Consider the following 14,603-nt stretch of genomic DNA (forward strand, 5'->3'; position numbering starts at 1 on the left):
TATTCTCAAGGGTGAGCGCAATACTGGCGCCGCCCGAAGTGCCGTTCTTCGAAGGCCACTTGGATCCTCCGTGCGCGGCTAGGCTTGCGTCGTGGCAGAGCCTGATTCCCGCTCAAGGCAGTCCTCCGGTGCCCTGATCCGTGACCGGCTGATCGAGGCAGCCGTTCATGAATTCGGCGAGCAGGGTTACGACCGTGCGCGGGTGCAGGACATCGCCCGTCGTGCCGGGCTCTCCACCGGTGCGATTTACGGCAACTTTCGGAACAAGGCCGACCTTCTTGCCGAGGCGGTCGATCACGGTCTGGCAGCTGCCGCGCGCAAGCTGGATGAGGCGCTCCACCGCGGGGCGGCCTCCACCGACCTGCTCGAGATGATCACAGCCGACCTCTCCGATCCCCGCCGGCGAACGTGGGCGCCTCTGGTCAGCGAGGCGCTCGCCGCCGCCCGGCGGGACGACGAGGTCGCCCGCAGGGTCCACGCCGCATTGCGCAGGGCGGAGACCAAGTTGACGGAGCTGGTCCAACTCGCCCAGCAGGACGGCTCACTTACCCGCGAGGTCGACGGCGCGGCCTGCGCCCGCCTGGTGCTGTCCGTGTCCGTCGGGGTTGACGTACTCACTGCCTTGAACGTCGAGAGCCCGGACCGCAAGGCGTGGACCGCATTGATGCACAGGCTCTTCTCCGGGCTGGCCTCGGCAACTGTCCGCACCGTGACCGCCGCCCGGCGCTCGTCCGGCGGTCTGTCGCGGCGGAGCAGTGGCTGAATCACCGATGCGCCTTCACCCGCGAATCGGTGAAGTCGCCGGTGTTGCGCGGGCCCGAGGGGCGAGCACCCCGATGAAACGCAGGTCAGCAACTCGGCGAGAATTTCCCGGGTTTTATCGTGGCGGGCATCGGTTGACAGTGGAAAGGCCGCACGTCACTCTACGGTCAGCCCAGCCAGGCCATTGTCGGTGAGGGGGATCCCCTCGATATGACCTGTCCGCTCTTGAGACGTTGACCGTCACGCTTTCCTGTTCATGGAAAAACATCGGGGCTGCATCGGCGATGTCGATGGGTCTTTCTGCGTGCTCGCCATCGCGGGGCGAGGTGAACCGCGCTCAATTTCCATGCACACCGGCCGAGTCCGAAGAACTCCCTTCCCGTAAGGAGGGCAACATGCTTCAGAGAAAAATCGCGTTGACCGCCGTCGTCGTCGCTGCGGCACTGGCGGCGGGCGCCACCCCGGCTGTCTCCGACATCGCCCCTGTTGCACGGCGGCAGGACCCCGGACCACAGGTCACGACCGTACGGTACGGACCGTTCACCCTCCCGGCCGCGTCCGGGCACGACCACGGGGAGACGGGCAACCGAATCTCCTGGAACGTCCAGAAGCCGTGCGACGACTGCTTCATCACCGGATTCAAGCCCAATCTCGTCTACGAGGACGGGTCGAACGCCAATGTCAACACCGGTCCCATGCTGCACCACATGGTGATGGGAAACCACTGGAAGAACGACGTCGTGTGCAACGGCCCGCAGCGCATATTCGCCTCCGGCAATGAGCGGGTGGCGAGCCTCCTGCCCTCCGGATACGGCATCAAAGTCGGCAGGGGCGAGCGGTGGAACATGCTCTACGACCTGATGAACCACGCCCCACAGAACAAGACGGTCTACATCTCCGTCACGTACACCCATGAATCCGCCACTGGTTCGCGGCTCAAGCCGGTGACCCCGATATGGATGGACGCGGGCGGATGCCTCGGCAGCGCGTACGACGCTCCCGAGGGAGTCAGCGAAAAGACCCGGCGCTGGCGGTCCACGATCTCCGGGACGCTGGTGCACATGCGCGGCCATCTCCACCATGGCGGTCACTCGGTGCGGACCGAGAACCTCACCACCGGCAAACTCCTGTGCAACATCGTGGCGGAGGAAGGCGGCAGCCCCGAGTTCATCGACCTCCACGGACACACCGAGATCTCGGACATGCCGCCCTGCAGCGCTGACCCCGTCGGCACGATCCACCGGGGGGATGTCCTGCAAATCACCAGCAGGTACGAAATCGACGGGCACTCGCACGACGACGTCATGGGGATCATGGCCGGCTGGGTGGCCCGGAACTGATCCGCCTCGACCAGGCGGTGGGGCGCGCGAGTGCCGCCCCACCGCCTCACCACGGAGGTGATCGCATGAATCCGGGTCGGGCCCGCGGACCCGTAAACGGGTGGACGCTCATCGTCGCCGACGTGCTCATCTGCCTGGCATGGGCGGGCAGCGTGTGGGCGGCGCTGCATGTGGAGGCCGGCCCAGCGGTGCGCACGGTCGCGCTGTTCGTGCATCTGGGGGCGCTGGTCATCGGACTGGGCGCGGTGCTGACCATCGACTACTACGGCGCGCTGTGGCTGCTGGGGAGGCAGAGCCTGCGTCAGGCACTGGAGTTCGCCGGCCCGCTGCACGTCCCCGTGTGGGCGGGACTGGCCGGCCTGGTGCTGAGCGGGATCACCCTCGATCCCGACCCGCACGCTGCCCTCACCCGGGTCAAGCTGGCACTCGTCCTTCTGATCGCGCTCAACGGAGTGCACGCGCAAGCTCTGCACCGCACCCTGGCCGACCAGTCAGGTGCGTGGCCCCCGCGGCGGTTGCTCATGCGTGGAGTGATCTCGGCCGTCCTCTCCCAACTCGGGTGGTGGGGGGCCATGACGATCGGATTCCTCAACAGCCAGTCATGACCGGCCCCGCCGCAGCCGCTGCAGCTCGTGGGGGTCACGCGGCGATGCCGCACACAAGGGACGTCGAAGCGAGCAACAGAACGCCCGAGGCAGAGGCCACCACAGCGATCGGATCCCTGGCCCGCAGGTGCGTCAGCACGGCGCCGACCATCAACGCGCACAGTCCCGCGCCGGCCGCGATACCCAGCGGCCGGACCGCCAGCCCCCCGAGCAGCCCCAAGCCCCCCGCGGCCTCCAGCACACCGATCGCCCGCCACAGCGAGGGCGACATGCCGAAGTGGTCACGGTATTGCAGGGACCGGCGCAGGCCGTAGATCTTGATCCCTCCGGTGAAGACAAATATCGGGCCGATGGCTACAGCCAGGATGATGCGCAAGACGTCCACAGGTCACCTTTCGAGCAGTGGGCAGTCCCGGATGGGATACTGCTGGGGCGATGACCGATCCCACGACAACGACCGGCCCCCCTCCGACGATGCGCGACGACCAGCGGGAGGCCTCCCGGCGCAGACTGATCGACGCGGCACTGGGGATCCTCGCCGAAGAGGGCTACCGCGGCCTCACGGTGAAGAAGGTCGGTGATCGCGCCGGGGTCAGCCGGGGCATGGTCAGCTACCACTTCGAGTCCAAGGCGGGGCTCGTCGAGGCAGTCATCAACGACATCCGCGAGGTCTTTGTCGACCGTCTCCGGGCACTCCCCGGATACCATCGGATGACCGGGCTGGAGGCCGTGCTGGCCAAGCTGGAGCAGTATTTCTCGGCTCTGGCCGAGCCTGGCCCCAGTGTCCGGGCACGCGCGCTGCTGGTGCTGCTCGTCGAGGCGGTCGGCAGCCCGGGGGACACCGCCAAGGGGCCCTTGGGCGGCCAACTCGACTTGGTCCGCACCGGCGTGGAGGACGACATCCGACGGGGGATCGCCGACGGCACCATCCGCCCCGACCTGGACCCCCGCGCGCAGGCATTTCTTCTGGAGAGCCTGGCGCGCGGCGTGCTGCTCCAGTACCAGCTGGACTCCTCTCGCGCCCGCCTGGAGGAAATCGGCCGCGCGGCCCACGACATGGTGCTGCTGGCACTCACTCCGGACCGGAGGACCGGCTGACCTCGGCGGCCCGGGTCGTCTGCGGGAGTCTGCCCGAGCACCGGCAGAGTCTGCCCGAGCACCGGCCGGACAGCTGCCGAACCGAGGTCAGACCGCACTCATGCCGCCGTCCACCACCAGCTGCTGCCCCGTGATGTAGGAGGCGCGATCGGAGAGCAGGAACGTGACCGCCTCCGCCACCTCCCACGCGGTGCCCTGCCGGCCGAGTGGGATCCGGGCGAAGGACGCGGTCCTGGAAGTGCGTGCGGCTGATGCCTGACGGCCCATCGGGGTGTCGATCAGGCCGGGTACGACCACGTTGGCGCGGATACGCCGGGCAGCGCCTTCCTTGGCGACGTGCCGGGTCAGACCCATCAGACCCGCCTTGGAACTGTCGTACGCGGGCGAGCCGGTGGCGGCGCGCAGTCCGGCAACGGATCCGATGAAGACGATCGCGCCGCCGCTCATCGTCGGCAGGCCGTACTTCGCGGCCAGGAAGGGCGCGCGCAGATTGAGCGAGAGGACGCGGTCCCATTCCTCGGGCGAGGAGCCGGCCAGGCCAACGCCGAGCCCGATGCCTGCGTTGACCACGAGCGCGTCCAGGCCGCCGAGCTCGCGGGCGGCCTCGGCGACCATTGCGGCGGCCTGTTCGGGGTCGGTGGCATCAGCCACCACGGCGACTCCCGGGGAGCCCTCGGCGGCGACGAGCCGGGCGGTCGCCGAGGCCGCCTCGGGTGCGATGTCGGCGCACGCCACACTCGCTCCTTCACGGGCGGCAAGGACGGATATCGCGCGTCCGTTGCCGACGGGTGCCTGCGGATCCCCGTCCGGACGGGTGCCCGCGCCGATCACCAGGAGCTTGCGGCCGGCCAGACGGCGCGCCTCCTTCTCCGGTCTCCGCTGTTCATCCATCGGTGCCCGTCCCCTTCCCGGTGCCGGCCCGGTCGAAGCCCGGCTCCAGCTGCACGCCGACGGAGTTCAGGAAGAACGCCAGCATGTGGTACTGGCCGATGAGCATGGTGATCTCTATCAGCTCTGCCCCCTCGTAGTGGGAGGCGAGAGCTTCCCAGGTCACGGTCGAAATCCGTGCGTCGCGGTGCAGTTCGTCGGCGGCCCGGAGCAGATGCCTCTCGAGGTCCGTCCACCCGACGGCGTCCGGGCCCTGGATGATGTGCAGGACGTCCGCGGCCGAGACCCCAGCGGCCTCGGCCAGCGGCAGATGGCGTCCCCACTCGTAGGCGGCACCGGTGTTGTGCGCGGTGCGCAGGATCAGTAGCTCCCTGATCCTTCCCGGCAGCAGCCCGCTGCGGAGCAGCTGCCCGCCGAACGGCATGAACTGCGCATAGAGGTCCGGGTGACGGGCCAAGGTGGTGAAGATGTTGGGCACCCGGCCTCCCGGGTCCCGTGGTGCGGTGGCCAGAAGCCGCCGCACCCGCGCGTCCCAGCGGTCCTCCGGCAGTGGCGCGATGCGGGGGAGGCGGCTGCCACCTGGGAGGCGGCCATGGGGTGCGTCAGGCATCTCAGTCGTGGCGTCGTCCATGCGCTCACAGTAGAAACTGGCTGAACGTTTAGCAAGTGAAAGTTTCGACAGCGTCCGCTTCGCTCTCGCCACATCCGGCACGGCCCACGCCGGCGGCGGCCCGTGACAGGCGGACACGTCGCGGATGCGGATCTCGTCCAGATCGCGGGCGAAACACGCAACGGGACGCGGGAACCGGGCCACCGGCGGGCGCGTCCTCGTAGTCCGGGACGCGTCGGCCGTCCGCCGGCTGTGCCAGGTCCGCGCTGCTGACCCGCTTCAGTCGCGTGATTTTTACTGGGGAGACCGCCTGTGAACGAGAGACAGATCGATTTTCACGCCTCGTGCGGGCACCTCATGTCCGTGCCGTCTGGGCAGAGCGGCACAGACGTGCGGTGCCCGCACTGCCACCAGGTCGTCCGCGTGCCGCGGCCGGACGTGCCGTACGCCTCCCCGGTGGTCCCGTCGGCGGGTCCGCCGGAGGCGGCGGCGCTCAAATTCCTCTACCTGATCGCCCTGCTGGGTGGCCTGACGGCCGTGGCGGTCATCTACCTCGTGATGTTCGACGATCTGTCGGAGAGCGTGCTCGTCGACATCACGCCGTTCTGGTTCTTCCCCATCGTCTTCGGCCTCTACGGCTTCACCTCCCAACGCCTGATCGGCTATCTCGCGCAGGGCCGGGCAAGGACGCTGGCCGAGGCGGCCCGGGTGTTCATCGACGTCGCCGGGCACTGGGCCGCCCTGGTGATGTTCCCTTTCCTGGTGCTGAAGTGGCGCAGCTCTCTCCTGGTTTCGCTCACCGCGGCCTTGTTCTGGGCGGTACTGCTGTGGCTTTTCTTCGCCGCTGTCTTCCCGGCGCTGTGAGGACCCGACGCTCCCGCCCACCGGGGGCGCATCCGCCCCACCTCCGTCGATGCGTCCGGCTCACGAGACCGCTTCCGTGTACTGCCCGAGACGAACTCTCCGTCGACGGTACGGAACAGGAACATGGCGTCGCTGTTGTAGTCCTTGCCCGTCGTGTACTTGACCGTCCGTCTTCCTGGAGCTCACGTACCACTTGGAGCACCATCTCTACCCGCGCGTACCCAGCCATCACCTGCCGGAGCTCGCGCGCCGGCTCGAAGGCCACTTCGCGGCCCATGGGGTCCGGCCGGTGCGCGTTGTCTGACACTCGTGACCGCGTCCTCGACGCCGCCCTCGCCTGCCTGGTGCGCAACGGCTACGGAGGTACCACCGCGCGGGCGATCGCCCAGACCGGCGGCTTCGCGCCCGGGGTGATCTACTACCACTTCTCGGACCTGGACGATCTGCTGGTGGCGGCGCTGGCACGGACCAGTGCGTCCCGGATGCGGCGCTATCGCGCCGAGTTGTCCGGGACCGACCGGGCCGCGCACGCGGTCGCACGGCTCCGCGAGCTCTACGACGAGGACACCGAGACCGGGCACGTCGCCGCCGTTCAGGAGCTGTACGCCGGCGCCAGGCCCGGGTCGAGGCTTGCCGCCCAGCTGGCCCTCGAAACCCGGAACTGGGAGGAGCTGGCCGAGGAACTGATGACCGCGCTGCTGCGCGGCAAACCACTCGCGTCCGTCGTGCGCGTATCCGTACTGGCGAGCGCGGCCGTGGCGTTCTACCTCGGCATGGAAACCCTCACCCATCTCGACGGCGACCGCTCCCGCCCGGCGACCCACTTCGACCAGGCCGCCAGGCTCGCCGCGGTCTTCGACCGGATCCCTCGCCTGAACCGGCGGGCACGCCGGACGCCTTGAGCTTTTGGCTGTTGCGCCCGAGCGTGTCGCCGGAAGCAACCACACCCGTGTCAGTCCGTGTCGAGTGCGATGGCTATGTCGGTGATGGGCAGCGGGAACTGCCCCACGCCGACCGTGGCCCCGGTGAACAGATTGACGCTGTAGAGCGTCGCAGAGCCACTTGCCGAAGTGAGAGTGGCGAAAGCCGACACCGAGGTCGTCTTGCCGTAGGTCAGGTCGCTGAAGATGTCAAAGCCCGCATTGGGGCCGGCGTCCACGCCGAGCGCTCCGGTCGGGGCCAGCAGGCCGTTGTTGGCCGGTGACTGGATGACGACCTGGTCCGTGGCCGTGTTGATGTCGAACAGCGTGGTCGCGGTCTCCGCGTTCAAGTCGTTGTTCGTGTAGGCAGCGGCGGTGACGCCCCTGGCCGGCCCGGTCGCCGGCGGGGTGGTCAGTGTGGTGTCCTCGGTCGTGGTGCCGTCGGCGAGGTTGTGGCGCAGGTTCTGGCCGTTGTCGCTGATCACCCGCAGCCGGTCGGCTGCGGGATTGAAGTCGACCCCGAAGTTCGTGCCGTACAGCGGAACACGGAGCTGGGAGACCTTGGTGACCACCACGTCCGTGGTCGTCGGCGGGGTCTTGATCGTGTAGATGCCGCCTTGGTTGCCGACGCCGTACATGAGGCCGTTCTGCACGCGGAAGTCGATCCCGATCAGGGCGGTGTCGCCACTGAGCCCGGTGACGGTCCTGACCCAGTCGAGCACCTGGGGTCTGTCGGTGGTGAACGTGGCCATTAACGTGCCGTCACTCGAGATCCCGAACGCCCGCAGGCTGTCGGCCTGGGCCTCGGCCCAGCCGTTGCTCGGGGCTCCCACAACGAGTGCCGCCATGGCGGATGCCACCGCGACCGCCGCAGCCATTCTCTTGTTGATCCCTGCATTCATGGGTTCTTCCCTCCCGGTGGGCGTGTGGCGTGGTACGGGCAGTGCGGCATGGTCCGCCTGGCCGAACCATCAGCCGGCGCGCCCGGTCCTGGCCGCCGTCCCGCCAGACGCAGACCGGCCCGAGTACCTGAATGCGCATGAGCCCCTCCGGCCGGGCCGTTTCACATCTCCTTCACCCTTCTCTCATCAGCGGCATATCCGGAAGGCCCATGCCGGCCCAGTCCCCGCACGGCCGCCGCCGGCCCGCCGGCCGTTCAGTGCGTGTCCAAATACCCCTGGCAGTCCGTGGCTCAATTCAGGGGTCCGGATCGTGAACGGCAGTGTCCGCGACTCCGCACAGCGCATAGTGTGGACGGGCAACTTGTTCGCTCCCCGTCCGCCGGACGGGAAGCGTCGTAAGAGGGAACCCGGTGGAAATCCGGGACTGCCCCGCAGCGGTGAGCGGGAACGACCGCCGTCATACGCACTGGACCCGGCCGGGTCTGGGAAGCGACGGCCAGTAGGTGTCTGCCCCTGGCAGATGTGCCCGCGAGTCCGAAGACCTGCCCGTTGCCCGCGCGCGACCGTTCGTGCGCGGAGTGCCGGTGACCTCGAGGGCGGGTCGGCGTACATATCAGGCGGTCACGCGCGACAACACAGCACGTGACTCGCCCGGTCTGCCATCCCCTTCGCGTCTTCGACCCGTCCCGGGCCGCTTGACAAAGAGCTCGCGAAGGAGAGTTTCGTGACCAGCAAGTCCACAGCCGCAGAAGCACGGGCCACCGTGCACGGCTACCCCCGCCAGGGCCAGGGCCGGGAACTGAAGAAGGCCATCGAGGGCTACTGGAAGGGGCGCGTCAGCGCCGCCGAACTCCAGCAGACCGCCTCCCGACTGCGCGCCGCCAACTGTCGCCGGCTGGCCGACGCCGGCATCCACGAGGTCCCGACCGGAGACTTCTCCTACTACGACCACGTCCTGGACACCAGCGTCATGGTCGGCGCGATCCCCTCCCGGCACCGCGCCGCCGTGGAGACGGACACCCTCGACGGCTACTTCGCGATGGCTCGCGGCACCCAGGACGCGGCGCCGCTGGAGATGACCAAGTGGTTCGACACCAACTATCACTACCTCGTCCCCGAACTCGGCCCCGACACCGTCTTCGCCGCCGACTCGTCCAAGCAGACCGCTGAACTCAAGGAAGCCCTCGCGCTCGGCCACACCGCACGCCCGGTCCTGGTCGGCCCGCTCACCTACCTCCTGCTGGCCAAGCCCGCCCCCGGCGTCGCCGCGGACTTCGTCCCACTCACCCTGCTCGACCGGCTGCTGCCCGTGTACGCCCAGGTGCTCACCGACCTCCGTGCCGCCGGCGCCGAGTGGGTGCAACTGGATGAACCGGCGCTGGTCCAGGACCGCACCCAGGCCGAGCTGAACGCCGCCTCCCGCGCCTACCGCGACCTCGGCGCGCTCACCGACCGGCCCAAGCTGCTGGTCGCCTCCTACTTCGACCGGCTCGGCGAGGCACTGCCCGTTCTGGCCAAGTCCCCGGTCGATGGTCTCGCCCTCGACTTCACCGGGCCCGCCGCCGCCAACCTCGACGACCTCGCAGCCGTCGGCGGACTGCCCGGCAAGCGCCTGGTCGCCGGCGTCGTCGACGGCCGCAACGTCTGGATCAACGACCTGGCGGCCTCGCTGTCCACCCTGGGTACCCTCCTCGGCCTCGCCGACCGGGTCGACGTCGCCGCCTCCTGCTCCCTGCTGCACGTCCCGCTGGACACAGCGGCCGAGCGCGACATCGATCCGCAGATCGCCCGCTGGCTCGCCTTCGCCCGCCAGAAGACCACCGAGATCGCCACCCTGGCCCGGGGTCTCGCCCAGGGCACCGGCGCCATCGCGGCCGAACTCGCCGCCAACCGCGCCAATCTGGCATCCCGGGCCGGCTCGGCGATCACCCACGATCCTGCGGTCCGTGCCAGGGCTGCCGCCGTCACCGACGCCGACGGCCACCGCTCCCAGCCGTACCCCGAACGGACAGCGGCCCAGCGCGCCCACCTCGGGCTGCCGCTGCTGCCGACGACCACCATCGGCTCCTTCCCGCAGACCACCCAATTGCGCCTGGCCCGCGCCGACCTGCGTGCGGGGCGGATCGACACCGCCGCCTACGAGGAGCGGATCAAGGACGAGATCCGCGACGTTCTCTCCTTCCAGGAGAACGCCGGCCTCGACGTCCTGGTGCACGGCGAGCCCGAACGCAACGACATGGTCCAGTACTTCGCCGAACAACTCACCGGCTATCTGGCCACTCAGCACGGCTGGGTCCAGTCCTACGGAACCCGCTATGTCCGCCCGCCGATCCTGGCCGGGGACATCTCCCGCCCCGAGCCGATGACCATGCGCTGGACGACGTACGCCCAGTCGCTCACCAACCGCCCGGTCAAGGGCATGCTCACCGGCCCGGTCACCATGCTCGCCTGGTCCTTCGTCCGCGACGACCAGCCTCTCGGCGACACCGCACGCCAAGTCGCCCTCGCGCTGCGCGACGAAGTGAACGATCTGGAGGCAGCCGGAACGTCAGTCATCCAGGTCGACGAGCCCGCCTTGCGCGAAACGCTGCCCCTGCGCACCGCCGGCCACACGGACTACCTCACCTGGGCGACCGAGGCATTCCGCCTCACTACCGGTGGCGTCCGGCCGGACACCCAGATCCACACCCACATGTGCTACGCCGAATTCGGCGACATCCTGACGGCCATCGACGACCTCGACGCCGACGTCATCAGCCTGGAAGCCGCCCGCTCCCACATGCAAGTCGCCGGGGAACTCGCCGCCTCCCGCTATCCCCGCGAGGTCGGCCCCGGGGTCTACGACATCCACTCCCCACGGATCCCCAGCCCGGACGAGGCGGCCGCCCTGCTCCGCAAGGGACTTGAAGCCATCCCCGCAAAGCGGCTCTGGGTCAACCCGGACTGCGGCCTGAAGACCCGCGGCTGGCCCGAGGTACGGGCGTCGCTGGAGAACCTGGTGGCAGCAGCACGAGAGGTCAGGGGCGACGTGCCCACCGCGACCTCCTGAGACAGCAGTGGCCGGGGCGAACACACATGGTGTCCGCCCCGGCCACAGCCGTGTCACAGCAGAGAACCCCTCGCGCCACCAGTACAGGTCCGAGGACTGCCGGTCATCCATCGGCTCCAAGGAGCTCCAAGGATGTCGCGATACCGGCTTCTCACCCTCCGGCAGCGATCTTTTCCTTGTAGTAGATCTCCGCAGCGTCGGCGAACTTCATAATGAAGTAGGAGTTCATTCCGGCACCAGCGAGTGCGCCGAGGATGGGGACTGCGCCCGTAGCCGCCTTTGAACCAAGGAGGGCCGAGAACTTCACCGATACTTTCTGTGCGATCTTCTGCAGGAATGGCTTGCTCAGCTTCGCCATGGCCTTGCCGCTTTTCTTTCCGGCGATCTTTGTGCCGACTGCAGCGACTCCGGATCCTGCGCCGCTGGCCAACACCTTGGCCATCACGGCAGCACCGTAGGTCGGATAGGCGGCATTGAAGACAATCCAGCCCGCCGACGCTCCGGCAGTGGCAGAACCCACGCTGAGCGCATTCCGCTCCAGAGCTCCGGACCACAGGCCAAGGATGACCGCCAAGTCGTCCTCCCCCTCGACCGAGGCCCCGAGCTTGAATCCGATTCCCCATGCGCACGTGGACATCTTGTGCAAGAGGAATCCCACGTCTGCGGTGAGAGCGATCAGATGTGCGCCGGGTACGGCCATGGCCGCTGCCCCGGCAGCGGCCACTTGCGCGGTCTGCGATGCACGCCAGCTCGAGAGCGTCGAATAGCCGGCGACACCGCGCTCGGCGATTGACGTATCCCAGCCGAGTGAGTTGAATGCGTCCACAATTATGTTCGAGCTTATGTTCGTAGCCAAGTCTGCCCCCCAGTGCTTTGCGTGAAGGCTGCCATGGGCCCGTCGATCAACACAATCGAACAGCTCAGGCTTGAGTGGCGGGTTTCATCGAACAATCGATTACTTCCGGCGCACGGCTCTTTCCGCGTCTCAAGCAACTACCTCAATAACGGCGCAGTGCGTGCTGTTCGAGAAGGTCCTGCGCCGTAACGGGGACCAGACTTCCTCGACGGGGTTGAGGCCGGGCGCATTCGCGTGTGTGAGCCGCCCCGTCGAGCATCCGGCTCATCGGCGAAGGCGCGAGTGACGGCGGTCCGGCAGCAACAGCTCCGTCGCTTCCCCAAGTGCATCGGTCAATGGCACACCCGTGGCGCTCGGCGCGGGACTGCTCGTGGGCGAGGTGCTGACGCTGCCGGTAGGACTGGCGGAAGGGGGCGCCGTCGGCGAGGCCGAGTGACTGGGGCCGCCACTGGAGGGGCGGGGCGTCGGGCTGGCTTTCACGGGTGGACCGGTGGGGGCTGGGGGAGTTTGGGAAGCCGGTGGTTCCCGGTGAGTGGCCGTCGCGCGAGGGCGCCGAGTCGGACCGCTGTTCCGGTCCCGGACGCTTCCTCTGGCCGGGTGCGTGGTCGGACGTTCCGGTGTACGTGAGGCCCTGGGTGATTCGGTGACGGGGACATGGGGCTCGTCGGGGGATGCCTGTTCCGGGCTCGGCGCTGTTCGTGGGAGGCCGGCGGACTGCTCGGGCAGCAGCGATGTGGCGGCGAGGCCGCCGAGTATGGCGAAGGTGGCCGCGGCAAGCGTCCGACCGCCGTACTTCTTCAGTCGCGGCGGACGGCGACGCCGCGCCGCGGGCACATCGGCTGGAGGAGCGGGGGGCCAGGGAGGGGCCGGGGACTCGAAGGAGTCCGGTCCCGTGATGACGGGGGCATCCAGCAGCGCCGGGTCGGCTGCCGGAGCACCGCTGCTCCGATCGCCCGGCGTTGCCATGTCGGCGTCGTATGCCCCGCACTCTGGGCACGTCACAGCGCCGTTGAGGGCGCGGTGGCAGGGGAAGCAGTAGTCCATGGGCTCGGCCGCTCAGTGCGTGACGCGCTGGAAGGGACCGTGGTCGACCGACCGGGCCGGCGAGCAGCCGACGGCCGGAAGGCGCCACTCGGTGTCTTTCGGAAGGATCCTTGGCATGTGCGAACCTCACTCACTCACCGGTCTTCAGGCGGGCACCGGTTACCGAGGTCAACGGGCCGCAGTGAGTCAGCGTTCAAACAGCGGCTGAAACGTGGGGTACGCAACTCTCTTGAGATTGTCGCTGGTCACACCAGGGCACCTGCTTCGGCGTCCGAGCCGGCAGGCACGGTTCACTCCGAGTCGACCGCGTTCAACTCCTTGGGTTGAACGTCCTGTTCGGTGCGGTGATTTTCTTCGCCCCTGTGATGTACTCGGCCTCCTGCTCGCCGGGCGCATTGCTCGGGCAGGTCGGCGGTGACCAGCTTTGAGGTGGCGTCGGTCAGGCGTTCCGCGTCTGGCAAACGGGGCAGAGTTCGTAGTGGCCATCGCTCACCACGCTCCCCCAGCCGCGACACTCGTCGCAGTCGCGAGCCAGGGCGATGTTCGCGCGGGGGGCAGGAGCGTAGGGGTGGGCTCCAGTGTTCATCAGGTCATGTTCCTCAGGTAGAGGGCTATGCATGGCAAAACTATGACATACCGCGCATAAATATGCAAACCGTCCAGGAGTGGGCGTCTCACCTGCGCCGAAGCGCTTCGGTGGGAGCAGCCGGGGACGTGGTTCGTTCTGTGCACGCCGGCCGCCCGCCCTCGGGTGCGAGTCGCCGTCCGGCCACGCCCGTGGACGGACCGGCCGCCACCGAGGAGATCACCAAGCTGCCCGACCTCCCGAAAGTGGTGGTGCTCGCGGCGCCCACCTTCACCGGTGGCTGTGGGCGGATCGGCCACCGCGGCGGACGGCGAAGCTGAGGATCCAGATGGCCAGCAGTGCGACCGCGACGTACCAAAGGATCACCATCGGGGTCCCGAGCCCGAACAGAATCAGCAGGAGAAGAAGGATCCAGAGAAGCATTGCCGGGCCTCCAGGTCGCGGAAGATTTCCTGCGTTCCGCGGGGTCCCGGCGAAGCGGAAGGACGAGGACTGCGCCCGGAGAGTCCGAAGCGTCGTAGCCCTGCGTCGTCGTCAGTCAACGCTGGGGCACGTCTGCTGTCAACGGACCATAGGCGTCCGCGCCCTGCAGTACGTGTCGGCAGCAGGCGCTGTCCCCAACCTTGAGGCAGGACTACGCTGTTGGGTGAGGCCCCAGTCCCCGGCAGCGTGTCCCACTCTGCTCCGGAAGGGTCTGCCATGTTCGTCCTGCTTCTCATTCTCGTCGTGGCCCTGCTCGGCCTCGGCTTGCTCAACCCCATCTGGTGGATGGCCGCGGCCGCGCTCATCTTCGGTCTCGTGCATTACGGCCGTGGTGGTGCCGGGGGTTGGGGCCGTGGCGGCGATCCCGAGTACCGGGAGAACCGGGACTACCGTGATCGTCAGGACCGCTGGGACCGGCGCTACAACCGGCAGCGCCGAGGTCGCTGGAATCGCCAGGACCGCCGGGACCACGATCATCACAGGTGAGCAGCACCAAACTCAGGCCCGAGTCACCGGTGTTCGAAGCTCGGTCGGTGTTTGAGGAAGCGCGAGGAGGGGACCCGGCCGACGGCAGGAGGGACAAGGAATCTGACCTT

The 14,603-nt window shown here is 68.3% G+C and carries 15 protein-coding genes and 1 riboswitch; of the genes, 9 read left to right on the forward strand and 6 right to left on the reverse strand.

All coding sequences use genetic code 11. The features are described 5' to 3' along the window. Nucleotides 1-91 precede the first annotated feature (91 nt). From ACQEVG_RS07355 to ACQEVG_RS07365, 3 genes are all read left to right on the forward strand, one after another. A complete protein-coding gene (locus tag ACQEVG_RS07355) occupies nucleotides 92-763 on the forward strand; it encodes a TetR/AcrR family transcriptional regulator (RefSeq protein WP_432978751.1) in 672 nt (223 codons plus the stop codon). A 394-nt stretch (nucleotides 764-1,157) separates the two neighbouring features. Continuing rightward, nucleotides 1,158-2,102 (forward strand): hypothetical protein, encoded by a 945-nt coding sequence (locus tag ACQEVG_RS07360; protein ID WP_432978754.1) that lies wholly within the window; start codon nucleotides 1,158-1,160, stop codon nucleotides 2,100-2,102. A gap of 65 nt (nucleotides 2,103-2,167) precedes the next feature. After that, nucleotides 2,168-2,707, forward strand: a complete 540-nt coding sequence (locus ACQEVG_RS07365; RefSeq protein ID WP_432978757.1) for a hypothetical protein — start codon at nucleotides 2,168-2,170, stop codon at nucleotides 2,705-2,707. Between the two features lie 34 nt (nucleotides 2,708-2,741). On the opposite strand, the gene ACQEVG_RS07370 is transcribed toward ACQEVG_RS07365, so the two are convergent. Further along, a complete protein-coding gene (locus ACQEVG_RS07370) occupies nucleotides 2,742-3,083 on the reverse strand; it encodes a DoxX family protein (RefSeq protein ID WP_432978760.1) in 342 nt (113 codons plus the stop codon). 98 nt (nucleotides 3,084-3,181) lie between these two features. Here ACQEVG_RS07370 and ACQEVG_RS07375 point away from each other — a divergent pair, with 98 nt between their 5' ends. Further along, nucleotides 3,182-3,805, forward strand: a complete 624-nt coding sequence (locus ACQEVG_RS07375) for a TetR/AcrR family transcriptional regulator (RefSeq protein WP_432978763.1) — start codon at nucleotides 3,182-3,184, stop codon at nucleotides 3,803-3,805. An 87-nt stretch (nucleotides 3,806-3,892) separates the two neighbouring features. Here the strand turns inward: ACQEVG_RS07375 and ACQEVG_RS07380 are convergent, their stop codons facing one another. Together ACQEVG_RS07380 and ACQEVG_RS07385 are read right to left on the reverse strand one after the other, a co-directional pair. Continuing rightward, nucleotides 3,893-4,696, reverse strand: a complete 804-nt coding sequence (locus ACQEVG_RS07380) for an SDR family NAD(P)-dependent oxidoreductase (protein WP_432978766.1) — start codon at nucleotides 4,694-4,696, stop codon at nucleotides 3,893-3,895. Then, nucleotides 4,689-5,324 (reverse strand): carboxymuconolactone decarboxylase family protein, encoded by a 636-nt coding sequence (locus ACQEVG_RS07385; RefSeq protein WP_432978769.1) that lies wholly within the window; start codon nucleotides 5,322-5,324, stop codon nucleotides 4,689-4,691. The genes ACQEVG_RS07380 and ACQEVG_RS07385 overlap by 8 nt, the downstream gene beginning before the upstream one ends. Before the next feature lie 402 nt (nucleotides 5,325-5,726). Between ACQEVG_RS07385 and ACQEVG_RS07390 the strand changes: the two genes are divergently transcribed. The 3 genes from ACQEVG_RS07390 to ACQEVG_RS07400 all read left to right on the forward strand — a co-directional run bounded on the left by ACQEVG_RS07390 (nucleotide 5,727) and on the right by ACQEVG_RS07400 (nucleotide 7,069). Further along, on the forward strand, nucleotides 5,727-6,167 hold the full coding sequence (locus ACQEVG_RS07390) for a hypothetical protein (RefSeq protein ID WP_432978772.1): 441 nt from the start codon (nucleotides 5,727-5,729) through the stop codon (nucleotides 6,165-6,167). Between the two features lie 175 nt (nucleotides 6,168-6,342). Further along, entirely contained in the window at nucleotides 6,343-6,471 is a 129-nt protein-coding gene (locus ACQEVG_RS07395; protein WP_432985144.1) for a fatty acid desaturase, read from the forward strand. Further along, complete coding sequence (locus ACQEVG_RS07400) at nucleotides 6,464-7,069, forward strand: TetR/AcrR family transcriptional regulator (protein ID WP_432978775.1); 606 nt, start codon at nucleotides 6,464-6,466, stop codon at nucleotides 7,067-7,069. The genes ACQEVG_RS07395 and ACQEVG_RS07400 overlap by 8 nt, the downstream gene beginning before the upstream one ends. A gap of 50 nt (nucleotides 7,070-7,119) precedes the next feature. On the opposite strand, the gene ACQEVG_RS07405 is transcribed toward ACQEVG_RS07400, so the two are convergent. After that, a complete protein-coding gene (locus ACQEVG_RS07405) occupies nucleotides 7,120-7,989 on the reverse strand; it encodes a DUF4394 domain-containing protein (protein WP_432978778.1) in 870 nt (289 codons plus the stop codon). Nucleotides 7,990-8,334: 345 nt separating this feature from the next. Further along, a riboswitch (cobalamin riboswitch) is annotated at nucleotides 8,335-8,553 on the forward strand. Between the two features lie 160 nt (nucleotides 8,554-8,713). On the opposite strand from ACQEVG_RS07405, the gene metE reads away from it, so the two are divergent. Continuing rightward, a complete protein-coding gene (gene metE / locus ACQEVG_RS07410) occupies nucleotides 8,714-11,038 on the forward strand; it encodes a 5-methyltetrahydropteroyltriglutamate--homocysteine S-methyltransferase (RefSeq protein WP_432978781.1) in 2,325 nt (774 codons plus the stop codon). 151 nt (nucleotides 11,039-11,189) lie between these two features. Here the strand turns inward: metE and ACQEVG_RS07415 are convergent, their stop codons facing one another. Together ACQEVG_RS07415 and ACQEVG_RS07420 are read right to left on the reverse strand one after the other, a co-directional pair. Next, complete coding sequence (locus tag ACQEVG_RS07415; RefSeq protein ID WP_432978784.1) at nucleotides 11,190-11,864, reverse strand: hypothetical protein; 675 nt, start codon at nucleotides 11,862-11,864, stop codon at nucleotides 11,190-11,192. Nucleotides 11,865-13,794: 1,930 nt separating this feature from the next. Beyond that, entirely contained in the window at nucleotides 13,795-13,947 is a 153-nt protein-coding gene (locus ACQEVG_RS07420) for a hydrophobic protein (RefSeq protein WP_432978787.1), read from the reverse strand. Between the two features lie 276 nt (nucleotides 13,948-14,223). Here ACQEVG_RS07420 and ACQEVG_RS07425 point away from each other — a divergent pair, with 276 nt between their 5' ends. Continuing rightward, on the forward strand, nucleotides 14,224-14,493 hold the full coding sequence (locus ACQEVG_RS07425) for a hypothetical protein (protein WP_432978790.1): 270 nt from the start codon (nucleotides 14,224-14,226) through the stop codon (nucleotides 14,491-14,493). The last annotated feature ends 110 nt before the right edge of the window (nucleotides 14,494-14,603 follow it).

The organism is Streptomyces sp. CA-135486 (genome assembly GCF_050936555.1).
GTDB lineage: Bacteria > Actinomycetota > Actinomycetes > Streptomycetales > Streptomycetaceae > Streptomyces.